18 protein-coding genes are annotated in these 22882 nt (G+C 53.5%); 7 read left to right on the top strand and 11 right to left on the bottom strand.

What is annotated here, in order from left to right:
* Position 1: 1 nt before the first annotated feature.
* The 4 genes from truA to G465_RS13280 all read right to left on the bottom strand — a co-directional run bounded on the left by truA (position 2) and on the right by G465_RS13280 (position 4024).
* Positions 2 to 778 (bottom strand): tRNA pseudouridine(38-40) synthase TruA, encoded by a 777-nt coding sequence (gene truA / locus G465_RS0103360; protein WP_022653075.1) that lies wholly within the window; start codon positions 776 to 778, stop codon positions 2 to 4.
* Positions 779 to 793: 15 nt separating this feature from the next.
* Positions 794 to 1441 carry a hypothetical protein gene (locus tag G465_RS0103355; protein ID WP_022653074.1) on the bottom strand — a complete coding sequence of 216 codons (648 nt, stop codon included), beginning with the start codon at positions 1439 to 1441 and terminating at the stop codon, positions 794 to 796.
* Positions 1419 to 3389, bottom strand: coding sequence for a DNA topoisomerase IV subunit B (parE, locus tag G465_RS0103350; RefSeq protein ID WP_022653073.1), 1971 nt, complete (start codon positions 3387 to 3389; stop codon positions 1419 to 1421). Before parE ends, G465_RS0103355 begins: the two co-directional genes overlap by 23 nt.
* A gap of 107 nt (positions 3390 to 3496) precedes the next feature.
* Positions 3497 to 4024: an RNA pyrophosphohydrolase gene (locus tag G465_RS13280; RefSeq protein ID WP_022653072.1), complete on the bottom strand. Its 528-nt coding sequence runs from the start codon at positions 4022 to 4024 to the stop codon at positions 3497 to 3499.
* A 149-nt stretch (positions 4025 to 4173) separates the two neighbouring features.
* Here G465_RS13280 and G465_RS0103340 point away from each other — a divergent pair, with 149 nt between their 5' ends.
* Both G465_RS0103340 and G465_RS13275 read left to right on the top strand, forming a co-directional pair.
* The gene (locus tag G465_RS0103340) at positions 4174 to 5343 is read left to right on the top strand and encodes a hypothetical protein (protein WP_022653071.1); all 1170 of its coding nucleotides are present in this window, start codon (positions 4174 to 4176) and stop codon (positions 5341 to 5343) included.
* Positions 5344 to 5365: 22 nt separating this feature from the next.
* Positions 5366 to 6130, top strand: a complete 765-nt coding sequence (locus G465_RS13275; RefSeq protein WP_022653070.1) for a competence/damage-inducible protein A — start codon at positions 5366 to 5368, stop codon at positions 6128 to 6130.
* 49 nt (positions 6131 to 6179) lie between these two features.
* Here the strand turns inward: G465_RS13275 and rplI are convergent, their stop codons facing one another.
* From rplI to rpsF, 4 genes are read right to left on the bottom strand one after another with little or no spacing between them, the layout of a single operon-like run.
* Positions 6180 to 6629, bottom strand: a complete 450-nt coding sequence (gene rplI / locus G465_RS0103330; protein WP_022653069.1) for a 50S ribosomal protein L9 — start codon at positions 6627 to 6629, stop codon at positions 6180 to 6182.
* An 18-nt stretch (positions 6630 to 6647) separates the two neighbouring features.
* A complete protein-coding gene (rpsR, locus tag G465_RS0103325) occupies positions 6648 to 6875 on the bottom strand; it encodes a 30S ribosomal protein S18 (RefSeq protein WP_022653068.1) in 228 nt (75 codons plus the stop codon).
* Between the two features lie 19 nt (positions 6876 to 6894).
* Complete coding sequence (gene priB / locus G465_RS0103320; protein ID WP_022653067.1) at positions 6895 to 7203, bottom strand: primosomal replication protein N; 309 nt, start codon at positions 7201 to 7203, stop codon at positions 6895 to 6897.
* On the bottom strand, positions 7200 to 7595 hold the full coding sequence (rpsF, locus tag G465_RS0103315; protein ID WP_022653066.1) for a 30S ribosomal protein S6: 396 nt from the start codon (positions 7593 to 7595) through the stop codon (positions 7200 to 7202). Before rpsF ends, priB begins: the two co-directional genes overlap by 4 nt.
* A 255-nt stretch (positions 7596 to 7850) precedes the next feature.
* Here rpsF and G465_RS0103305 point away from each other — a divergent pair, with 255 nt between their 5' ends.
* The 5 genes from G465_RS0103305 (at position 7851) to G465_RS0103285 (ending at position 15182) form a co-directional block, all read left to right on the top strand.
* Positions 7851 to 11675 carry a YhdP family protein gene (locus tag G465_RS0103305; RefSeq protein ID WP_022653064.1) on the top strand — a complete coding sequence of 1275 codons (3825 nt, stop codon included), beginning with the start codon at positions 7851 to 7853 and terminating at the stop codon, positions 11673 to 11675.
* Positions 11672 to 12478, top strand: a complete 807-nt coding sequence (locus G465_RS0103300) for a carbon-nitrogen hydrolase family protein (RefSeq protein ID WP_022653063.1) — start codon at positions 11672 to 11674, stop codon at positions 12476 to 12478. Before G465_RS0103305 ends, G465_RS0103300 begins: the two co-directional genes overlap by 4 nt.
* 17 nt (positions 12479 to 12495) lie before the next feature.
* The gene (tldD, locus tag G465_RS0103295) at positions 12496 to 13938 is read left to right on the top strand and encodes a metalloprotease TldD (protein ID WP_022653062.1); all 1443 of its coding nucleotides are present in this window, start codon (positions 12496 to 12498) and stop codon (positions 13936 to 13938) included.
* Between the two features lie 83 nt (positions 13939 to 14021).
* A complete protein-coding gene (locus tag G465_RS13270) occupies positions 14022 to 14735 on the top strand; it encodes a TetR/AcrR family transcriptional regulator (RefSeq protein ID WP_022653061.1) in 714 nt (237 codons plus the stop codon).
* A 36-nt stretch (positions 14736 to 14771) separates the two neighbouring features.
* Positions 14772 to 15182, top strand: coding sequence for an acyl-CoA thioesterase (locus G465_RS0103285; protein ID WP_022653060.1), 411 nt, complete (start codon positions 14772 to 14774; stop codon positions 15180 to 15182).
* Between the two features lie 70 nt (positions 15183 to 15252).
* Here G465_RS0103285 and G465_RS0103280 read toward each other — a convergent pair whose 3' ends face one another.
* Genes G465_RS0103280 through G465_RS0103270 form a run of 3 tightly spaced genes read right to left on the bottom strand, consistent with a single transcriptional unit; the run spans position 15253 to position 22830 of the window.
* A complete protein-coding gene (locus G465_RS0103280) occupies positions 15253 to 18609 on the bottom strand; it encodes a DEAD/DEAH box helicase family protein (RefSeq protein WP_022653059.1) in 3357 nt (1118 codons plus the stop codon).
* Positions 18593 to 19690 (bottom strand): PDDEXK nuclease domain-containing protein, encoded by a 1098-nt coding sequence (locus G465_RS13265; protein ID WP_022653058.1) that lies wholly within the window; start codon positions 19688 to 19690, stop codon positions 18593 to 18595. The genes G465_RS0103280 and G465_RS13265 overlap by 17 nt, the downstream gene beginning before the upstream one ends.
* Entirely contained in the window at positions 19690 to 22830 is a 3141-nt protein-coding gene (locus G465_RS0103270; protein ID WP_022653057.1) for a site-specific DNA-methyltransferase, read from the bottom strand. Before G465_RS0103270 ends, G465_RS13265 begins: the two co-directional genes overlap by 1 nt.
* Positions 22831 to 22882 lie beyond the last annotated feature (52 nt).

The raw sequence follows: 22882 nt of genomic DNA, 5'->3' as shown, positions 1-22882 counted from the left end.
ATCATTCCTCAGAGAAACAGGGCGCTGGCAAGGCAAATTCTGCTGGATAGCCAACTGCAGTTAATACCAAACCATCAGGCATAAAAGTTGGCGGGGCAAAGCGGCGGTCTTTGGCGGCTAAGAGCTGCTGCATCCATGACGGCGGATGCGCACCTTTGCCAACATACACCAACGCCCCCACCATATTGCGTACCATGTGATGGAGAAAAGCATTGGCTTGAAATTCAAAGATAATTTTATTGTCTTGCTGCCACAAGGCCGCACGAGTGAGGTGTTTAATCGGCGATTTCGCCTGACATTCTGCCGCGCGAAAGCAAGAGAAATCATGCTCACCCTGCAAATACACTGCCGCCTGTTGCATTGCAGTGAGGTCTAACGGCGCATGAAACCACCCCAGTTGCCCTTGCCCTAAGGCGGGTCGCGTAGGTCGATTGAGCAACACATAACGATAACGCCGAGCAAAAGCCGAGAAACGAGCATGAAAATGGTCGGCGACAGGATGTGCCCATTGCACAGCAATATCCGGTGGCAAAAAGCGATTCACCCCACGCACCCATGCTGACAAAGGGCGCACCACCTCGGTATCAAAATGCACCACCTGCCCACTGGCATGGACACCCGTATCGGTACGTCCCGCAGCAATCACCGCAATCGCTTCGCCGGCAATTTGACTTAAGGCTGTTTGCAAATGATCTTGCACCGTATTGCCGTCTGGTTGGCTTTGCCAGCCATGATACAGACTACCGGCATACTCCACGCCTAGCGCAATTCGCGCCATGCTCACCTTCTTTCTCTATCCAATTTGATACCCACCAAACACCACCAGCCCAAACACCAAAAAAACCAGTCCATCGCGCAGGGCAAAACGCCGCGATTGTAACGTGATTGCAGGGAGATGCGGCAGCGGTTGCTGCCAATTTCGCAAAGCCTCTTGTACCTCTTGCCAGCGCAAGGGTTGACGGCTGAGAAATTCATCCACTTGGTATAAGGTCAACGCCACTTGCAAGGCCAAACGATCGACCTCAATGCGACAACCACGCAGTGGCCATAATAGGGTTCGCAAACCTAATAACACTTCATCCCGCGACAGATACCACAACACACAGCGCGCCACGGCACTCATTAACAGCAGCTGGCCGCTATGACGACTGGCGACAAGCAGACCTTGCCAAGAAGGGGCGTATTGACTTGGCCACGCAGCATCCCCCGGCACTGTCCAGCCAAATGCCACATACGCCACGACCACCAAGGGCAGCAAACGCCGCAGGCCAATCCGCATCGCCGGCCAACTACACCAACACGCTAATAACAACCAGCCTGCGCTCATCAGCAACAACCAAGACAACGCTAACGCTTGCACCCACAGCAACACACCCGCCCACAACAGAAAATAGCTGGCGGGGTGTAGCCATGCTGGTTTAGATATCGGCTTCGACTTCATGGCCGCGTTGTTCCATCCATGACCGGCGGCTGGCCGCTTCGCCTTTGGCCATCAACAAGGTAAACATCTCATTGGTTTGAGCCACCGCCTCCGGCATCACTTGCACCGGCAGTAAACGACGGGTATCAGGGTGCATGGTGGTATCACGCAATTGTTCGGGGTTCATTTCGCCCAAACCCTTAAAGCGGCTAATCGACCAACTGTCTTCTTTAATTTTTTCGCCGCGTAAACGATCGAGAATATGTTTTAGCTCGGCCTCATCAAGGGCATACAGTTTACGGGCAGGGCGCGTTTTCCCTTGCGCGGGTACATCAACGCGGAACAGCGGTGGTTGCGCCACATAAATATGACCTTGGGCAATCAGGCGCGGGAAATGGCGATAGAACAAGGACAATAACAACACTTGAATATGAGAGCCATCGACATCGGCATCGGACAAAATAGCAATTTTTCCGTAACGCAGACCGCTTAAATCCACTGCATCGTGTGGGCCATGTGGGTCAACGCCAATCGCCACCGCAATATCATGCACTTCTTGATTGCGGAACAGTTCTTCGCGCTCCATTTCCCATGTGTTAATCACCTTACCGCGCAACGGCAAGATAGCCTGATATTCTTTATCACGTGCTAATTTGGCTGATCCTCCGGCCGAATCACCTTCCACCAAAAATAATTCATTGCGGCTGATGTCTTCGCTTTCGCAGTCGGTCAATTTCCCCGGTAACACCGCAATGCCCGAGCCTTTTTTCTTTTCGACTTTTTTAACTGCGCGCAAGCGCGCTTGTGCTTGTCGAATCGCCAATTCAGCGATTTTTTTCCCTTCTTCTACCGCCTGATTCAGCCACACTTCAAACGGATCGCGCACCATATTGGCGACTAATTTCACTGCATCACGGTTGTTGAGCTTCTCTTTGGTTTGCCCTTGGAACTGTGGATCAAGCAGACGTGCGGACAAAACAAAACGCACCCGTCCCCACACGTCTTCCGCCTGTAGCTTCACCCCACGCGGCAATAGATTGTGGTGATCAATAAAACTACGCAGGGCATCGAAAATCCCACTGCGTAATCCCGACTCATGGGTACCGCCGGAGGCGGTGGGAATCAGATTGACATAGCTTTCGCCACCGGCGCCTTCTTCAAACCATGCCACCGCCCATGCCGCCCCTTCCCCTTGGGCAAATTGCTCGTCACCCGCCGTCACATAGTTTTCGCCGACAAAAGGGGTCGCAATCGGTTCGTTTTCTCCACACAGCTCTTGCAAATAGCTACTGAGCCCTTTGGGATAACGCCAAGTGGTACGGTCGATGCTGCCATCAGCCTTTTCTTGTGCCAGCGTCACTTCGACACCGGGCAGCAATACCGCTTTGGCTCGTAACAGTCGTTCTAACTCGGTAAGGGCATAGCGTCCCGATTCAAAATAACGGGCATCTGGCCACACGCGCACTTTGGTACCACTGGTTTTTGCCGAACAGTCGCCAATCCGTTGCAGCGGTTCAATCACCTCTCCGCCGGCAAACACCAAGCGATAGACACCGCCTTCGCGCTTGACCTCCACTTCTAAGCGAGTGGATAGGGCATTGGTGACCGAAACCCCCACACCATGCAAGCCCCCAGAGAAGGCATACGCGCCACCATCTTTTTTATTAAATTTGCCGCCAGCGTGCAGGCGAGTAAACACCAACTCCACCACCGGAATCTGTTCTTCTGGATGTAAACCAACGGGGATACCGCGCCCGTCGTCCTCGACGGATAATGAGCCATCGAGGTGCAACATCACGGTCATTCGTTTAGCAAAACCACCCAGCGCTTCATCCGCCGCGTTATCAATCACTTCTTGACAGATATGGGTTGGATCTGTGGTGCGGGTATACATGCCGGGGCGTTCTTTGACCGGTTCTAGTCCTTTTAACACCCGTACCGAAGATTCATCATATTGTGCAGCTGCCATAAACCTACTTTCTTGCCAGAAAATGCAAAAGGCCAGTCTATCCAGACTGACCTATCACGAGGGGGTTCACTTGCCTTGTTCACATCCTCAACAGCGGCAGGTCTTTTTCATTGTTCAGGATGAGGGAGATCGCCAACGATTGACGAAGCATAGCGCGGTTCAAGACCTTTTAAGAGCCGTGACAGTTCGGTCAACGCCATTTCATACACCCCGCGCTTAAACTCAATCACCGAATCGAGAGGCGCCCAATATTGGTTCCAACGCCACGCATCAAATTCGGGGTGGTGTGTTGCGCGCAAACAGACATCCGAATCGCGCCCAACCAGACGCAATAAAAACCAAATTTGTTTTTGACCGCGATAACTGCCGCGCCACTCACGGCGCACCCAATGTGTCGGCACATCGTAGCGTAACCAATCTCGTGTCCGGCCCAAAATCTTGACATGGTGTGGACTTAAACCCACTTCTTCCATCAATTCGCGATACATCGCCGCCTCGGGGCTTTCTCCTGGCTTAATGCCTCCTTGAGGAAATTGCCAAGAATGTTCGCGCACGCGTTTGCCCCAAAAAACCTGATTTTTGGCGTTACATAAGATGATACCGACGTTGGGGCGGTAGCCGTCCCTATCCAGCATGTGTGAACCTTGCAAGCGAAAATATTTGCGGCCGATTGTTTCATACTTCGGCACATGGTGCAAAAGCCGTGGCACAATGGAGGACTTATTGCGCTATCGTCATGATGACATATTGCTTTTATTCTCAAAGAATGATCAGTTGATTGCTTATGACAAAGAAACCCTTAATCGCGTTTGCCTTGGCACTGTGTAGCACTTACAGCTGGGCCGAGATCACGCTTGAACTCACCACCAGCCCACAAGGGGCTCACATCATCGCTCATAACAGCGGTGCCGGTTTTGCTCGGGTACAACTCGAACCCGTCACGGGCGGCCCAGCACAGCCGATTGTTGAAGTGGTACCACCACAGGGCAAAACCGAGCTGGTGTTGATTAAAAACGCGGCGCTATCGGCCTCGATGTTGAAATGGCACGAGGCCATCGGTGATTTTACCGCCCAACATCATCCCGAAGCGCGCTATCTGCGCCCACTCGACCGCGATCCGGTGTGGAATAGCGCGGCAGGGTATGAGTTTGCAACGTTAAAAGACATTCCAGCGCGGGTTGCCCGTGATGGCCGTGTGGTTGAAGTCAAAGCCACGCCATTTGGTGAGTGGATTATCACCTTAGAACATGATGATCGCACCCTCGGCCGCTATCAACCACTGAATATGGACGAACCACCCGAAGCAGGCCATGCCTTTAAAGCAGGGACGGTATTAGGCCGCACCGCACGGACACAATTTACCTTCGCTGCACTACAAGCCACTCGTGATCTCAGCAGTGAAAACAGTGCCTTTAAAGCCTTACAAGTGCAATGGCGAGCGCCGCTGGCTGCCGAGGGTGGCCCAGCCAGTCAAGAAGCCGCCACCGAATTGGCGGAAAAAGCTGCTGTTGCCACCGGCGAAGTCAGCACCGTAGGCAACCAAGCCACCACGCCGCCGCCACCAGCCGATGCCGTCGCCAGCAGCAATAGCAGCAGCCGTCCCGAAGTCCGTAGCAATGCCAGTGCCAGCCGCTGGAAAGAGCTATTGGCTTTAGTCGGTGGTCTAGTCTTTATTATCAGCTTGTTGGGAGGTTGGACATGGTGGAGTGGTCGAAAAAACGCCCGAGCACCGATTGCCGGCGGTCATTTTGAACCCGGCGAATTAGGCCGCCGTCCCCCACCTACCCCGCCTCACGGTCATGGCAATAATGCTGGCGGTGACCCATATAAACAGATTGTGCGTCATTTCAAGGGCGATGAAGCAAAAGTAGAAAGCCTGATTGAAAAAGAAATGCAACACGGTTTAAGCCGACCACAAGCCGTGCAAAAAGTCTTTGAACGCATTAAGCACTAATCGCGCAAGGTAAGGAATTGACATGCCACAGTTACAGTTTGGCGCCATGATTATTGGCGATGAAATTTTGTCGGGAAAAAGACAAGATAAACACCTAACGGCCTTGATTCGGATGTTAGCGGCACGCGGTCTTAAATTGGCATGGGCGGAATATATTGGCGATAACCCCGAGGCGATTACCGCCGCTATTGCCCGCCATCGCCACCCCGATACCGTGTTATTCAGCTTTGGCGGCATTGGCTCCACCCCAGACGACCATACGCGGCAATGTGCGGCAGCAGCCCATCAACAACCGCTGGCAATTCATCCCGAGGGCAAAATCATTGTTGAGGGGCGATTTGGTGCCGAGGCCTATCCGCACCGGATTAACATGGTCAATATCCCCGCCCATGCCACGCTTATTCCTAATCCTGTCAATCAAATGCCGGGGTTTAGCGTAGGGCAACATCACTTTGTCCCGGGATTTCCCAGCATGGCATGGCCGATGATTGAATGGGTATTGGATACGCAATATGCCGCACATTTTCCGACAGAAAAAGAAGTGGAATTTTTATTCCGTGTTTTACACAGTCGCGAAGGCGATATGATTGATGTGATGCAAGATTTTGTTGCATGTTATCCGACACTTGGCTTTTCTAGCTTGCCGAGTTTTGGCGATGCCGACACCCCACCGCATGTCGAATTTGGTATCAGCGGCCCACCGCAACTGGCAGCGCTGGCGGCCAATGAACTGGCCAATACTTTCAAAGCTCAACAGCGACAGGTCGAAGCCATCCGACAACGCTAAAAAAAAACGCCACAGCAAGCTGTGGCGCTTTTTTGATGGCTAGACTGAATTAAGCTTCAGCTACCACGGTCACGCTGATTTCGACGATCACGTCGTGATGCAACGCGATTTCAACGTTGTATTCACCGATAGCCTTGAATGGGCCGTTTGGCAAACGCACGTCAGATTTCTTCACTTCCACGCCAGAAGCCGCAATAGCTTCAGCGATGTCAGCGTTGGTCACAGCACCGAACAGACGGCCATCAACACCGGCTTTCTGAGCGATGGTCACCACTGCGCCATTCAGCTTCTCAGCACGTGCTTGTGCGTCAGCCAAAATAGCAGCTTGTTTGGCTTCCAATTCAGCACGACGTGCTTCGAAAGCTTCTAAGTTAGCGGTGGTAGCGCGTTTTGCTTTACCTTGTGGAATCAAGAAGTTACGAGCGTAACCATCTTTCACTTTAACCACATCGCCCAATTGACCCAAGTTGGCCACTTTTTCCAGCAGAATGATTTGCATAATTCTTCGCTCCTAATCTTAGTGCTGATCGGTGTAAGGCATCAGAGCCAAGAAACGAGCGCGCTTGATAGCGGTAGACAGCTGACGCTGATAGCGAGCTTTGGTGCCGGTGATACGGGCAGGAATAATCTTGCCGTTTTCAGCGATAAAATCTTTCAGCAGGTCAACTGCTTTATAGTCGACCTGTTTGATACCTTCAGCGGTAAAGCGGCAAAATTTGCGACGCTTGAACAATTGGCGAGCCATTGTTTTCACCTTCTAAAATTCAATTCGTTGTATCGAGTTCGATGTGCTGTACATGCAGCACCAGACGCGGATTACGGCGATTTTTTGCTGCTAAGAAGCCGTGGACAGTACAAGCAACCGGCACCGCGCAACGGACTAATTTTTCTGCGATGTCACCTGCAGCAATCATGTCGATTTGGCAGTTAACTTGTCGCGAAAAGCCCGCTTCAGATTGCACTGATTCGTGCAGCAAAACACATTCGACTAAGGGAATTCCTGCGGGGGTGTAACGCAACGCAGGCATTTCCACTAATTGGCCGTAAATCCGAACCTGATTGTCAGAGATCAAGCCTGTGGTGCTTCTTCGGCAGCGGCAGCAGGTGCGCTAGCGTCGAGCAGGTTTTTCGCTTTTTCTTCTTTCATCATTGGGGTCATTGGGGAAGGCTCAGTAACAGCCTCGTCCATTTTGATGGTCAGATGACGCAGAACGGCATCGTTGAATTTGAAAGCGTGTTCGATCTCTTCCAATGTTTCTTTGTCGCACTCGATGTTCATCAGAACATAGTGAGCTTTGTGCAGCTTCTGGATTGGGTAAGCCAGTTGACGACGGCCCCAGTCTTCCAAGCGGTGAATTTTGCCACCTTCGCGACCCAATACCATGCCTTTGTAACGCTCAACCATTGCAGGTACTTGTTCGCTTTGGTCCGGATGGACGATGAAAACGATTTCGTAATGACGCATGAGATCTCCTTTTGGATAACAGCCTTCCGCCATGCGTTTGCGGGAAGGCAAGGGTTGCGTAAAGGCGCGGACTATACGCGAAAAGCCAACATCAAACAAGAAAAAACACAAGATAATAATTGACTTAAAGTTTTAGCGTTTATTTACCTACGTTGAACAAACACAAAGATTGCTAATACAGACTAAAGGTTGTTGTGTTTTCCTCGGTTAGCAGATAATGCGGCCATAATTCCCCTGCTCGGTACCCCATCGCACATGATTGTTGCCCCTCGCTCTCGCCTTTTCTCACTCGCTTGGCGCGTTTTACGCACCATCGCGGTGATGTGGTTGATGAGCGTATTGCTATTGGTGGCGGTCTGGCAAGGCTATGTCTTACCACAACTGCCAAACTGGAAAACCACCCTCACGGCACGACTGAGCCAAGAAACCGGCTATCAGGTACAACTTGGCGAACTCAATGCGCGTTGGCTGGGTTTGCATCCACAAATCGAACTCAGCCGCGTGGTCATCACCCCACCGGATGACCATACCGCACCACTGTTATTCAACCGGCTAACCTTAGTGCCGGCGTGGTCGAGCCTGTGGCAATGGCGGCCCAACTTCGCCAAAATCGTGTTACACCAACCGAGGGTCGATATTCGCCGCGATCGACAGGGACACTTGAGCATCAACGGCATCACCCTTCAACCCAATACCGAAAGCGACGGTCAATTAGGGCGTTGGCTGTTACAGCAAGACCGATTGGAAGTACGCGAAGCGTGGTTGCATTTTCGTGATGAACGAGTTGGTTTAACCCCGATTACCCTCAGTCACGGCAATATCACCCTGCAACGCGGTTGGTTCGGCCATGAATTCACTCTCACCGCCACCCCGCCCCGCGCTTGGTTACATACTTTTCGTGCCCGTTTGCAATGGCAAGGCGAAGACCCACAACAATGGCAGCAATGGCAAGGGGAAATGGAAGTTGAGCTGGCAGGAGCGCGTTTTGCACCGTGGGCGGCCTATCTGAAAGACATTTTGCATCGACAAGAAGGGGAAGCGGCTGTGCAAATGAAATTGCAATTTGCCGAGGGTCGAATCACCGAGTTAGATGCTAAAACCAGCATTAGCAATGGCTTATTGCAATTTGCCCAACCCAGCAGCGAAACCCTGAGCGTACCCAATTTATCTGGTCATATTCGCTACCAACATCACACCCTCGGCACCATGCGCCTACAGGCCAATGACCTTAGCGCCAGCACCTCCGCCGGTAAACTATTTGAACGCGGCAAGATTGAAGGGGAATGGCAAACCGGCCCCCGTGGTCGCGGCAAACTGGCGATGACCGGCCTGACGTTATCCGCCTTAAAACCGATTATTCGCCAGCTGCCGCTCGACGATAACCTTGCATGGCGCAGCCTCGACCCTAGCGGTTTTATTCAACAAGCGAAAATCGAATGGCAAGGCGATATCTACCAGCCACAACGCTACCGCTTTCAAGGCACGTTTAATGACCTTGGGTGGCAAGGTCAAGCCTCGTTGCCCAGTGCCCAAGGGCTGAGTGGGCAGTTGGAGTTTTCCGAACGTGGCGGACGCATCCGCCTCCGAGGACAGCAAAACACCCAGCTGCATTTACCCGAGGTGTTTGCTCAGGCGTGGTCATTGCAACAGCTAGAAGGCGATCTGTCTTGGCAACGGCAACCTGAACAGCAGATTGCGGTTGAAATCCATCACCTGCGGCTGGCCAATAGCGATTTAGCTGGCGAAGTTCAAGGCCGCTATCACTATCAAGCCGGACGGGCAGGCGATATTCATTTAACTGGTCAACTGCACCGGCTACAGGCCTCACAAGTCGCACGTTATCTGCCGTTGGTGTTGGACAGCGAAGTTCGCCAATGGTTAGCACAAGCCCTGCCGAAGGGCGAAGCCAAAGCCGCCCAATTCCGTCTCATCGGTGATTTAGACCGATTTCCCTTTGCCGAGGGGGGCGGTGAATTTAGCGTTGAAGGACAAGCCGAAGGGGTGACGTTAGCCTTCGATCCGGCATGGCCGGCAATTGAAAATATCCAAGGTACGCTGTCTTTCCACAACGAGAAGCTGACCATCACCGCAAAACAGGCTTCAGTGAAGGGAGTGCGGGTGCATGAAGTCAGTGCAGAAATCCCCGATTTGGCCGCGGTAAGGGGTCACTTATTTTTGAGTGGTCGCGCCCAAGGCGAGACACAAAACTTCTTCCGCTTTCTGGCTGACAGCCCACTGAATGCCATTTTGGCCTCGCTGCCCAGCCGCAGCCGCGCCGAGGGACGGGGTGAATTGCGCTTGGCTTTGGATATCCCATTTGCCGATGTCGAAAAGACGCAAGTCAAAGGCAGCTACCACTTCCAAAACAACCGCCTACAACTGCTGGCGGATGTGCCTCCCCTCGATCAAGTCAATGGCACGCTGTGGTTTGACCAACAGGGGTTGCGAATTGAAGGCATCACATTACACGCCCTCGGTGGGCAAAGTGTGTTGACCGCACAACGGCGCAGCGATGGCAAATTGGCCTTCGATGTGCAAGGCGATGTCAATATCCGCCACGTTGGGCAACGCTACTTACCCACATGGTTACAACCTTTGTTACATGGCAAAACCCGCCATCACACTCGCTTTGTCATTCATGATGGCTTAGAGAGTCTGAGTGTGAGCAGCGATTTACGCGGTATCGAAAGCCAACTACCCGCACCACTGACTAAACCGTCCCTCGGCGTTTTACCGTTTAGTCTCGATTGGCAGCAGTTGGCAACACCATCATCCGAGGTCGCCCTCCAAGTCAAAATCGCTGAGCATTTCGCTGGTCAGTGGGCATTACAGGGCCAACAGATTCGCGCCAGTACGTTGCATGTCGGCCACAGTGAGCGCCCCGTCTTACCGCAACAGGGCAGTGTGATTGATGTCAAAAGCGATGAAGCCAGCCTCGACAGTTGGTTGGCGTTACTCGCTCCGTTGGGACAACAGGATGACCACAGCAGTTTGAGTTATCCGGTGGTGTTAAATTTGGCAAGCCAGCGCCTCAACTGGACCGATTACCAACTGAAACAGGTTTATGTGCAAGCCAGCAGCCAAAATGGAAAAACATGGGATGGCAAATTTCAGGCAACCGGCCTGCAAGGTGGGTTTGTCTGGTGGCAAGGACACCCCAACCGCTTAGAGCTGCGCTTACCCGAGTTAAAACTGCCGTTGGAAAAATACCGCACCACCAGCGGTAATACCGCCGCTACCCTCGATCAACGCCCACTGCAACAATGGCCGCGCCTAGAGCTCTCGGTCGGTAAATTACAATATCGCGGACGGCAGTTAGGACAGATACAGCTACACGGCCAGCCCAGTGAACGCGGGTGGGAGATTCAGACACTGAGTTTGCTCAACCAAGATGGCCGCCTTGCTGCCACCGGCTATCTGCAACAAGAACCAGCGCTGACATCGTTGGATGTCGAAACCGATAGCAAACAGCTTGGCGGATTTATTCAACGACTTTCTGGCAGCCAAGCCCTGCGGCAAGGCCAAGGCCATTTGCAGGGTCGTGTACAATGGCAAGGAAAACTTGCTGATTTTCAGACTGCAGCTTTGCATGGCAACTTAGCATTTCGCGCTGAAAATGGACATTTTGCTAAATTGGATCCAGGGCCGGCGAAATTATTGGGTGTACTGAGTTTACAATCGCTATCGCGCCGCCTACGGTTAGATTTCCGTGATTTGGTTGGCGAGGGTTTTGCTTTTGATAGCGTCACCGGCAATATCAAAATTGAGAATGGTATTTTTCATAGCCAAAATGTGTTGATTCAAGCGCCAGCCGCCGAAGTGAGGTTGCAGGGCAATGTCGATTTAGTACAAGAACAACAAACCTTGCGGGTACAAGTTGAACCACGCATTGCAGAAAGTTTGGCGATTGCCACGGGCGCAGTTTTACTTAACCCCGCCATTGGCATCGCTGCATTAGCGGCACAAAAAGTGCTACAAGATCCCGTCAGTAAGTTAATGACTTTGGAGTATCAGGTCACAGGGTCGTTACAAGAACCCACTATTCAAGCCATCACACCACGAGACAAACTACAACCATGACAAAAAACTGGACTGCTGCCGTGATACAGATGGTATCTGGCACCGACATCCCCACCAACTTAGCCCGTGCGCGCCATTGGGTTGCCGAAGCTGCTGCGCAAGGGGCACAGTTAGTGGTACTACCCGAATACTTTGCCATCATGGGGCACAGTGATAAAGACAAGGTTGCCCAACGCGAAACTTTCGGCGAGGGCCCCATTCAAGCGGCCTTGCAACAGATGGCACAGCAACATCAGATTTGGCTGATCGGTGGCACGTTACCGTTAGATGCAGGCAATGACGAAAAAGTGTGGAATACCACCTTGGTGTTCAACCCAGCAGGAGAATGCTGTTCCCGTTATGACAAAGTGCATTTATTTGGCTTTAGTGGTTTAGGTGAGCGTTATGCCGAGGCCGACACTATCGAGCCAGGCACAGCGCGGGTGGTTGCAGATACACCTTTTGGCCGCTTAGGTCTATCGGTGTGCTACGACTTACGTTTTCCAGAGTTATTCCGAGGCATGGGTGAGGTGGATGCGATTATTTTACCTGCTGCTTTTACTGCCACCACCGGACAAGCGCATTGGGAGCCCTTATTGCGCGCCCGTGCGATTGAAAACCAATGTTATGTCTTGGCCTCAGCCCAAGGGGGAGAACATGAAAATGGCCGCAAAACGCATGGTCATAGCATGATTATCGACCCGTGGGGACGGATTCTCGGTGAATTGCCACAAGGGGAAGGCGTGGTAGTAGCAGAAATTAACCCCAGCCTCACCGAATCGGTGCGGACACGCCTACCCGCCCTCCGTCACCGTATTTTTTAATTTAGGATATCCACACCATGACTCACCTCTTTGCTGAAGCCGAACAACGCTTACTTGTCCCTGCCGGCCTGAATGAACAAGCTTTACAACAGGTGTTTGCGCGTTTACACAGCCATGCCATTGACGATGCCGATTTATATTTCCAATTTACCCGCAGCGAAGGCTGGAGCTTGGAAGAAGGCATTGTCAAATCGGGCAGCCATAGCATTGACCAAGGCGTGGGCGTACGGGCGATTTGTGGGGAAAAAACCGCTTTTGCCTATTCGGATGATATTAGCCTGCCGGCCTTATTTGCCGCCGCCGATACCACCCGCGCCATTGCCCAAGTCGGTCAATCGCAACAAATCGGTTTAAGCCAACGCGCCCAAGGCCATCAACTCTATTCCAGTATCGACCCCATCCCTAGCCTTGATTCTGCCGCCAAAATTGCCCTGCTAGAAAAAGTCGAGCAGTTAGCCCGTGCCCAAGACCCCCGCGTCAAACAGGTGATGGCCGGTTTAGCGGCGGAATATGATGTGGTGTATTTGGCGCGTCTCGATGGCACGCGTGCTGCTGATGTGCGCCCCTTGGTGCGGCTGTCGGTGATGGTGATTGTGGAACAAGATGGCCGCCGTGAGCAGGGCAGTGCCGGCGGTGGTGGCCGTTTTGATTTCGCTCATTTCACCGAAGCGCGTTTGCTCGATTATGTGCAAAAAGCGGTTCAACAAGCCTTGATTAACCTCGAAGCCCGCCCTGCGCCTGCGGGTGCGATGACGGTGGTACTGGGACATGGTTGGCCGGGGATTTTATTGCATGAAGCGATTGGTCATGGCTTAGAAGGTGATTTCAACCGCAAGGGCAGTTCGGCGTTCTCCGGCAAAATTGGCGAGCGCGTTGCTGCCCCTGGGGTGACAGTGATTGATGATGGCACGTTGGCCGATCGGCGCGGTTCGCTAAATATCGACGATGAAGGCACACCGACACAGCGCACGGTGTTGATTGAGGATGGAATTCTCAAAGGCTATATGCAAGATCGGATGAACGCACGCTTAATGGGCATGGCCCCTACTGGCAATGGTCGCCGCGAATCGTATGCCCATTTACCGATGCCACGCATGACCAACACCTATATGCTTAATGGGCAACACGATGCACAAGAGATTATTGCCTCGGTCAAAGATGGTTTATATGCGGTCAATTTTGGTGGTGGGCAGGTGGACATTACCAGCGGCAAATTTGTATTTTCTGCCAGCGAAGCATGGCGAATTGAAAATGGCAAACTGACCTATCCGGTCAAAGGCGCCAGCTTGATTGGTAATGGCCCTGAGGTGTTGAACTATGTGTCGATGGTGGGCAATGACATGGCGCTCGATCCGGGCGTGGGCACCTGTGGTAAAGAAGGGCAGAGTGTGCCAGTCGGTGTGGGACAACCGACGTTGCGCATTGACGGCGGCTTAACGGTTGGTGGTACGCATACTTAAACAAAACAATCGTTTTAATTTTGTCGGCGCTGTGTTAAAAGCGTCTTTTGCCATTGATGGTCTTGTTAAGAAGCCGTTGATTCATGACTGACTCTAGCTATTCTTTTTACGCCTCGGATGCCGCACTGGAACCTGTGCGGCAAGACACTGCGACTCGCATTTTAGATGTGGCAGAGCGCTTGTTTGTTGAACACGGCTTTGAGGCCACCAGCCTGCGGATGATTACGCAACAGGCCGAGGTCAACTTGGCGGCGGTGAATTACCACTTCGGTTCTAAAGATGCCCTGTTACAACAGGCAGTCATCCGCCGCCTTGCACCGTGGAGCCAAGCCTGTGTCACCGAGTTGGACGCGCTTGAAGCGTTGGAAGAGGCGTTGACCGTAGAACGCTTGGTGATGGCTTTTATCTTGCCATCGCTGGCGATGTCACGCGATCCCAGTCGGGGTGGAGCGATTTTTGTACGTTTGTTATCGCGGACTTTTATCGAAAACCACAAGCTACTGCGCGAAGCAATTTCGGTGCAACACAGCGAATTTGTCAGCCGTTATAGCCGCGCTTTTGCCAAAGTGTTGCCACATTTATCGGCAGATGAATTGGCATGGCGCTTACATTTCAGTTTTAGTTTGATGTTTAACGCCTTTGCCGGCAACGATGTGTTAAAGATTTTCCTCAAACGGCAAGGTGCAGTGACGGCGCGAGAACCAGAATTGGTGGCGAAACACTTGGTACCCTATGTGGTCGCAGGTCTATTAGCCCCCCCTTCTGACATCACGTTTACGTCACAGAGCCTAAGCTAATCTACAAACTGCCTTTTCTCTGTCTGTGAGGTCAATATGAGTGATACCCCACTTCCCTCTTTATTAGACTGGTCTGGCCCGCATGGTGTGTTGGCATTGCGCCTTGAAGCCGATAGCCACAGTGTCAATGCCCACGGACGTGTGCAAGCAGGGTGGTTGATTGCACGGATGGAACAGGCGGCGGTGTTGATTGCTGAACGGCTGACCCTCGGCGGGGTCACCACAGTCGCCATCAATACCTGTCAATTCAATACACCGCTATTTCGTGGTGATGTGTTGAGTTTATATGTGGAACGGCTGCGCGTTGGACAGCACTCGCTCACGCTGAAAGTGAGTGCTAATGTCCATCGGTTACATGAGGTGTTGCCGGTGACGGAATTGGTGTTGACGCTGGTGGCGATTGATGAACACGGCCACAGCCGCCTCATCCCCCCGCCACAGGCCTAGACACTCCAATGAAAAACCCCGAGGGCTACTATCTCGGGGTCTCAGGTACATTTCGTCAGTCTGCAAACGCCTAATGTGTTTGGATTACCTTAAACATTTTTTGTAAATAGTCCTTGTCCTCCATAAATAGCACATGGCGCTCCTCCAGTTCGGCCTTTTTGATTGAATTACCTACATTGAGTAAATCGGAGAACCTCGTTGGTGAAAGAACAAAGGCATTTAAAACCAGTGGTGCTTCACCTGCCTTGGACTGCCCTGCCAGCGTCGACTCCAAAGCCTTCACTTCTTTATGCAACCCTAGCTTGGGATGCGACAAGTCGAGATTGCGTAGACCCTTCGGATCAATAAAGGTTAGCCATTGCTTGCTAGTCGTAGCATCGACTAGCCAAAGCAGGAAATCTGGATAGAAATTACCTGCCAGCGCAAATCCCAACCCTTTCTCCTGACGATCCGCGTTACGCAACAAGTAGAGACTACGCAAGCCAATCACATCCTTGCCTTCGCTGGAGTTGTAGAACGCTTGGAGGTCACGGACAAAAGTCACTTCGCTCGGCGCGTCAAAGGCCAAAGGTCGCAGTTTCAGCGGCACTGCATCTTTGTCCTCCAACGCCAACAGCGGGTAATACAAGTGGCGGTCGAAGCTGATGGCCACCATATGTGGCGCATTCCATTTGCTGGCTTCGCCGATCTTGCCGTCCGCCACCAGCTTCTTCAGCACTTCCAGCTTTGCCTGATACGCCAGACCGTCGTCGCTGTTCTCGATCTCGAACTGGTACAGCTTGAGCATCGACCCGTGGTTTTCATCGATGTGAGTGATGTCGTAGAACTGGCCTTCGTAGCCCGTCTTCAGGGCCTTATAGAAGCGATCGGTGTAGTCCGTCAGCAGTCGCAGCAGGATGTCTTCCTGTTTGCGAACGTCAGCGAAGGTCAACACTTTTAGTTCGGTCACCGGAATGAACAGCGTGTACCAGTCTTGGGGACTGTTGCAAAAGTCGATCAGCTTCTGCCGTTCCAGCCGCAGGTTGCTCCAGCTGCGCTGCAGCTTGTATTCCTGCAAGGCCAGGTAGATGCGATCCCAGTCGAAGGCCGCGAACAGGGCCTGGTTCAGCTTGCCTTTGTGACGGGCTTCCGTTGTCGGGGCTGAGCCCTTGTCCTTGCTGGACAGCGCCTCGACACGCGGGTACAGGTCGAGCACCACATGGGGCAGCTTGATCTTGCCTTGGAACTGCGCAGGAATTTCGTACAGCCACGGGAATTGCGTACGCTTGAACCCGAGTTTCTGGTTGTCCTTGTAGCCATCTTTCAGCGTCAAGGTCTTGAGCTTGCCTGCGGGCAGGCTGGCGCGGGTCGGGAAATCCAGCGTCAGCACTTCATCACTGGGCGTGATACCTTCTTCGCGCAGGTAATCTTTAAACGCAGCCATATAGCTGGCACGCACGCCGAAGATGTTCAGTGTTTCCAGCTTCTCCAGATGGGTGCCCTTGGGTCTTTCATGCGCTAAGGAGCGCTTGAGCGAGAAGCCCTTGCCCTTGAGGCGCACCCCGCGTCCGAACAACTGGATGATCTGCGAGCCTTCACCCTGGCCCATGTTCAGCAGACCCATCGTGGACACGCGCCAGCTGCTCCAGCCTTCGGTGAATTTGCGCGAGCCGATCAGCACGTTGAGGTGGCTATCCTTGTGGTTCAGCGTGCCGAACAGCGCGCCGCTGAAGTCGTCGCGTTCGCTGTCGAAGGCCTCGACGTCCTCCACCATCCCGAAGAAGCCCGCGTCGTCCCCGATGTTGATCAAGCCGAATGGGTCGGCATCGCCCACACGAAGCGCCAGCTCGCCTTTACTACTTTTGATGTTGACCAGTTTCAGGCGCTGGCGGGCCGAGGCATTGAACACACGCAGCAGAATGTCGGCGTACAGTTTGTCCACCTTGTCCGAAAAGTCCATCAGGGGTGTGAAACGCCCGCTGAAGATGTTGCTGCCCTTGGCATCCAAAATCTGCGCCTTATCCGCAACTAGGTCGGTCAGCCAGATCTTGATTTGCGCGTCGTTGTTCAGGAACCAGGCAAAGAAGTTCACCACTTCCAGAATGTCCGATTCCTCGCCAGACACCGTATTGCCCACGAACACCCATAGCGGCTTCTCGATGTTGAAGTCGGCGATCTTGTCGCGGTGCGTGTTCCACAGCCACAGCTGCTGGTAGTAGGCCAGCAGACAGGCGGTGAAATACTTGCGCGCGTTATCCGCCTCCTCATAGGCCTCGCCGTTCATGTTGAGGATCAGCGACTCCTTGCCATAGCCGTCCTCATAGAAGAACTTGTACGAGTAGTCGAACAGGATGCACTTGGCGTAAATCTCACGGGTCGCGGTGATGCGCGCGCGGCGCTTGTCCTCGGCGGAAAGCAGCAGCTGCGCCTTCTGCCCGTCATCCAGACTGCGCAGGCTGGTGGTGTTGAACAGCATCTTGGCGCGCTTTTTCTGGATGTCTTCTTCCGCCGCCACCACGGTCATGCCCTTGGCTACCGCCTGTCCGAAGGTGGCCGAGTATTCGAAAGCAAAACCGCCGCGCACCAGCGCATCGCGCCGCGCCATCCATGCGCCAGCCGCCGTACCAGTGCCCCGGTGCCCTTCGTCCACCAGCACCAAGTTGTTACCCTCGAAGGCCTCAACCGCAACGGTCTTGTCGCCCATCTCATCGCCCAGCTTGTTGATGTCGATGATTTGGACCAATCCTGTGCTCTTATATTTGTCAAACAGATTGGCCTCTTTAAAGCCCGACAGGTGAAGTTCCTCCAGATGCTGACGGCTCAAGCCTTCATTGGGCGTGAGCAGGATGATCTTGTCGGGAAAGTGATCGCTACGCCCCGCCTGGAAGTAGTGCAGGTATTGGCGGATATTGACGTGCAGCAGCAGGGTCTTGCCGCTGCCGGAGGCATTCCAGAAGGCGATCTTGTTCAGATCATGAGCCTCGAAATCGCGGAACGGCTCCGCGCCCGTCTCGGCGCGGTAGCGCGTCATTTCCTCGTTCAGGCCATTCAGCAGCTCCTGGCGATGGTTGAAGTACCAATCCAGATACAGCTCAGTGAACAACAGCGAAAGGTACTGGAAGTACTTCATCTGCAGTTCGTGGCCTTCCAGCTTGTTGCGCTGGGCGGTGATGGCCTGCCAGTGGGCGACGACGTTCAAGTCGTAGCGCCGCAGGTCGGCCTCGGGCACCTTGTTGGGATCGAACAAGCCTCGGATCAGTTCGTGGAAGAACTTGGTCTGGCCGTCCTCGTCGATGCCCTCGAAGCGGTCATCGCCCAAGCGCATCTTGAGCGCCGAAAGCTGGCCGCCCTGAAAAAAGCCCAGCACCCAGCGATTGAGTACCAGCTCCTGATGGAAGCTGCGCTTCTTGCCTATGCTCTTCCTGGTGGATTTATTCTTCGTTGCCACGGCTGGCCTCCTGTTCGCCCAACTCCATTGCCAGGCGGATCGCTTCAGCCTCCCGCGCCAGTTCGGTGCGCAGCTCTTCCTCGCTGGGCAATATCAGTTTGTAGCGGCTGGCAAAAAGCTGCTCGCTGCCGTTGAGCACCGAGTAGCGCACCACAGAATGGTCTTTGTCCTCGCACAGCAAAATGCCCACCGTGGGGTTGTCGCCCTCGCCGCGCTTCAAGTCGTCGTACATGCGCACATACATGTCCATCTGGCCAATGTCCTGGTGCGTCAGCTCGGTGGTTTTCAGGTCAATCAGCACGAAACACTTGAGCAGGTAGTTGTAGAACACCAGATCGATGTAAAAGTCCTTGCTTTCGGTGCTGATGCGCTGCTGCCGGGCCACAAAGGCAAAGCCCTTGCCCAGCTCCAGCAAAAAGGCCTGCAGTTTGTCCATCAAACCCTGTTCCAGCCCCGCCTCCAACAGCTTGCCGCTACCGGGCAAGCCCAAAAACTCCAGCATCACCGGGTCGCGCACAAAGGCACGGGGTGACTGCTCCAGACGAGCCAGGTTGTGCCCTGCTTCAGCGGCAACCGCCGCCTTGTCCTGGCTGAGCAGCAGGCGCTCATAAAACAGCGTGCCGATCTGCCGCTCCAGCGCGCGGGTGCTCCAGTTCTGGGTGGCCGCTTCCGTCATGTACCACTGGCGAGCCTCGGCACTATCCACGCGGGTGAGCAGGCGGTAATGCGTCCAGCTCAATTCGGAACGCACCGCGTCCCAAATTGGAAAGGCCTGAAAAAACGCCCGCATGTGGCGCAAGTTGCGCTCATCAAAGCCCTTGCCGAACTCGGCGGTGAGCTGCCCGGCCAGCATGGGCAGTAGGCGCTTGCCATAAGCCGCACGCGCTGCGCCGCCCTGTTCGAATTCCACAATATGCCGCCCCACCTGCCAGCAGGTTTGCACCTGTATCACGTCCACCGCACGTAAAACGCGCTGGCGCGCATCGGCAATGAGTGCGCGCAACTGGCCCACCAAGGGCATCAATGGGTCACTGACCTCGTGACCAGTCGTTGCAGGTGGCTGATTGGGTTTTTGCGCCATCACACATCCTCCACGCTGAACATACGCTCCAGGAACTCCGGCTCGATCTGGCGCAGCTTGAGCACGCGGGTGGCGCCGCCTTCCTCGGCCGTCTGTGTCAGCACGGTGGGAATGTTGTGGTCGCCGTTGATGTAGACCACGTCAAACTCATTGTCCGCCGGGTTGATGGCTAGCTTGTCGCAGAGCTTGCTGATGCCTTCGTAGTCCAGCACATCGCAATCGCGCCACAGCACGAGGCAGGTCTCATTGCTGGGCAGGGTTCCAGTGACGGTGACGAAGCCGCGCTGCGGCTGGGCGTCGATGTGCTTCACGCGCAGGCCGATCAGGTAATTGAAGGTTTCGACCAGATCGATTTTTCGGGCCTCATATGCGCCTGCCGAATCCACGGCGATATTGAGCTGGTAATCAAAAGGCTTTCTGAAGTCTTCCACCGACAGCAGCGAGCCACGGCTTTCCACATCCAGCAGGTAGTTGAGCAGGTAGTCATCCTTGGCCTGCTGCGGCAGGGTGTTTAGCAGATCGCCCTGCGCGGATGTGCGGCGCAGTTGGAGGTTGTTCAGGGTGTCTTCGTAGCTCTCTAGATAAAGCACCTTGAAGGCATGCGATATACCTTCGATATTTGTGGACGGCCGACCATCTTTCCATGTTGGACAGTAGACGACCTTCTGAATACGGGGCTTGATCACGCTATCAAAATAGTCGCCTTGTTCAACAAGTAGATACTTTCTTGATCCAGAATCTTTCCGGTTCAAATTGATCAGGGCATGACCGGTTGTTCCTGAGCCCGCAAAGTAATCGACCACAAAGGAATCTTTTTTGGATGCACAGTTGATGTGCAATGCATCCTCAACTGCATTAATGCTCTTCGGAAACGAAAACCCTGCGCCTTCGCCGAAAAGAGCCTTAAGCAGTTTTGTTCCATGCGAAGATGCGTCGTACTTTGGGTTGACCCAAACGCTTTTAGGTCTTGTCCCATCTTTTATACGGTCAATAAGTTGAACTTTCCATTCGCCCTTTCGATTGGTTGAGAAATTTATCTCCCCCTTCCTCAAGTGCTCCAGAAAAGAGGGGGGGGTTTTTCTCCAAACCCGGTGATTGCCCTCGCTGTCGATTGGGAGAATTTTTGTGGCACCCTCGAATTCCTCGAGCGCAGCCTGTTTGGTCTCAGGGTTGAAGAAGATTGGGTAGTAGGAGTTTGGTCTCTCTTGAGGTGTTGAGTACCCGCCTGTTCTCAGAAAGTCTCTCCATTTAAAACTACCATCGCCATCTCCAAGGCTGTACTGGGCTGTCTGCTCGTCGGACAAGGGGAAAAAGTCAATATCTGCCTCGACAGCATTCTTCGCGTAGAACAACAAATATTCATGGCTTGTTGCCAGATATTTGTCGTTTGTTCGACCCGATGGTTTGATTTCCACCACGAGATTGCCCAGCCTATTTTCCGGCTGAAAAACGGCATCAAGCAGACCTTCAAGGTATGGGAGCTCATAATCATCAATTGCACAGCTCATGACCCCCGATTCCTTCAAAACACTAAGGGCGGGAGAGACGCGACTCTGAATCATCGAAAGCCACGATGATTCCTTGTATTGATTCTTGTAAACAAAACTATTTTCAGAGGTGTTGTAAGGTGGATCTAGATAGATGTAGTCCACCGCATTCTTGAATCTCTGCGAAATGAGTTGGACCGCCTGAAAGTTGTCGCCCTTGATTAATGTCCCATCGATGGACGCATCTAGATCATCAACTGATGCAAGAAGTTGGGCCAGGAAATCCTTGTCAAACAACGAGGTATCGACCGCCAAATACGGATTCGCCTTGAGGAATGCAATGGTTCCAGGTAGCACATGTGACGCAACATCCTTGTTTGCGTCCTTGAGTAGTCTTAGGCTTGCCCACTGATTCCACTGCTTTTGATTGGCGACAATCATCGGGTAGAGAGAATCCGGCACCCGATCCAACGTGATGCAGTAGTGACTGGAGACAACGAACTTCTTTTTCAGCCACAGCTTCTTTTGGAAGTCTTCCAACTGGGCCAAGAAAGTGATCAGCTCCAGCGCGATTGAGCGCAGGCACTGGATCATGCGCAGGTTCTTTTCGATGTCGGCAAACGCGCCCGCGTTCTGCACATCGTCCAGATGCATGACTTCGTTCTTGATGTAGAAATCCAGTTCGCACCGGAGGAAACCACCTAGATCCTTATGGATGAAGTAATCCGCCGTGTTCTTGGTGGTGTAGTTGGTCAGGTGCTTTTCCAGCAGGGTGCGCTGCGGGTTCTTCTCGGTGGGGGCACGATCGCCCAAGGCCAGCCAGCGGGCCTTGACGGCGGCGTCCGCCAGCACGGCCTCTACGGCCTTGGTGTTCAGTGCCTCCTGCTTGGTGCCTTTGGGCTGGGCGGCGTACTCGAAGCGGATGATCAGCTCCTGGTTGCCGTCACTGCCAGATGCTTCCTCCACTGGCACCAGTTCCTCTTCGTACTCGTCGCCGTTTTCATCCACACGGGTGATAGTCTTCGCCGCCACCAGGGCAAATCGACGTTCCTTGTCGTTGTCCTTGCGGTTGTCCTTGGCGGTGTCGGCGGCCACCAGGCGGAAATGCACCGTGCGGCCGTCTTCGAGCTTGAAGCTGTAGTTGCTGAAGTTCTCGCCACTCTTGGTGTAGTACTGATCCTTATTGGCCCAGTGCAGCATCACCTCTTCGCCGGCGTAGGGAATGGCGTAGGTGTCGCCCTTGTAGCGGCGCTGGCTGATGAAATCGCCGTTCTGGTAGTAGCGCGAGAAGAAGGTGAGCAGGTGGGAGAACACGGCGTTTTCGTGTTCGCTGCTGCCTGCTGCTGCTTCCTTCAGCTTGGCGCGCAGTTCTTGCACCTTGGGCACGGCATCGGGGTTCACGCCCAGGGCTTGGGCATTCTTTTCGGCCTCTTGCAGTTCGGCTTGCCATTGCTGCACGGACGCGGCGCTGCCAGCGGTAAGGGCGGCCTGCACCTTCTCAAACAGACGGTTTTCCAGGTAGTCGTTGATCTCGCCCGCACGGGCGTTGAGGATGCGGTAGATGCCGAAGTCCAGCTCCGGACGGTCGATCTGGAAGATCTCGCGCAGCTTGGCAACAAGCTCCTGATATTTTTTATTATTTTTGTGATTCATAAATTTTTACTTTAAAAGGCGTAGGTTTAAAACAATACAAAGGCGGGGGAGA

The sequence above is a fragment of the Aquaspirillum serpens DSM 68 genome, assembly GCF_000420525.1.
Classification (GTDB): Bacteria; Pseudomonadota; Gammaproteobacteria; order Burkholderiales; family Aquaspirillaceae; genus Aquaspirillum; species Aquaspirillum serpens.
Note: the sequence above shows the minus strand (reverse complement) of the source record. Positions and strands in the feature narration are given on the sequence as shown.

Bases quoted from the DNA above. Each gene is read 5' to 3' on its own strand.
- G465_RS13275 (WP_022653070.1), top strand. From the start codon at position 5,366: ATGCCACAGTTACAGTTTGGCGCCATGATTATTGGCGATGAAATTTTG.
- truA (WP_022653075.1), bottom strand. From the start codon at position 778: ATGGCGCGAATTGCGCTAGGCGTGGAGTATGCCGGTAGTCTGTATCAT.
- G465_RS13265 (WP_022653058.1), bottom strand. From the start codon at position 19,690: ATGGCGCAAAAACCCAATCAGCCACCTGCAACGACTGGTCACGAGGTC.
- G465_RS13280 (WP_022653072.1), bottom strand. From the start codon at position 4,024: ATGCTGGATAGGGACGGCTACCGCCCCAACGTCGGTATCATCTTATGT.
- rpsR (WP_022653068.1), bottom strand. From the start codon at position 6,875: ATGGCTCGCCAATTGTTCAAGCGTCGCAAATTTTGCCGCTTTACCGCT.
- G465_RS0103300 (WP_022653063.1), top strand. From the start codon at position 11,672: ATGACAAAAAACTGGACTGCTGCCGTGATACAGATGGTATCTGGCACC.
- G465_RS0103305 (WP_022653064.1), top strand. From the start codon at position 7,851: ATGATTGTTGCCCCTCGCTCTCGCCTTTTCTCACTCGCTTGGCGCGTT.
- G465_RS0103355 (WP_022653074.1), bottom strand. From the start codon at position 1,441: ATGAAGTCGAAGCCGATATCTAAACCAGCATGGCTACACCCCGCCAGC.
- G465_RS0103340 (WP_022653071.1), top strand. From the start codon at position 4,174: ATGACAAAGAAACCCTTAATCGCGTTTGCCTTGGCACTGTGTAGCACT.
- tldD (WP_022653062.1), top strand. From the start codon at position 12,496: ATGACTCACCTCTTTGCTGAAGCCGAACAACGCTTACTTGTCCCTGCC.
- G465_RS0103270 (WP_022653057.1), bottom strand. From the start codon at position 22,830: ATGAATCACAAAAATAATAAAAAATATCAGGAGCTTGTTGCCAAGCTG.
- G465_RS0103285 (WP_022653060.1), top strand. From the start codon at position 14,772: ATGAGTGATACCCCACTTCCCTCTTTATTAGACTGGTCTGGCCCGCAT.
- parE (WP_022653073.1), bottom strand. From the start codon at position 3,389: ATGGCAGCTGCACAATATGATGAATCTTCGGTACGGGTGTTAAAAGGA.
- G465_RS13270 (WP_022653061.1), top strand. From the start codon at position 14,022: ATGACTGACTCTAGCTATTCTTTTTACGCCTCGGATGCCGCACTGGAA.
- rplI (WP_022653069.1), bottom strand. From the start codon at position 6,629: ATGCAAATCATTCTGCTGGAAAAAGTGGCCAACTTGGGTCAATTGGGC.
- rpsF (WP_022653066.1), bottom strand. From the start codon at position 7,595: ATGCGTCATTACGAAATCGTTTTCATCGTCCATCCGGACCAAAGCGAA.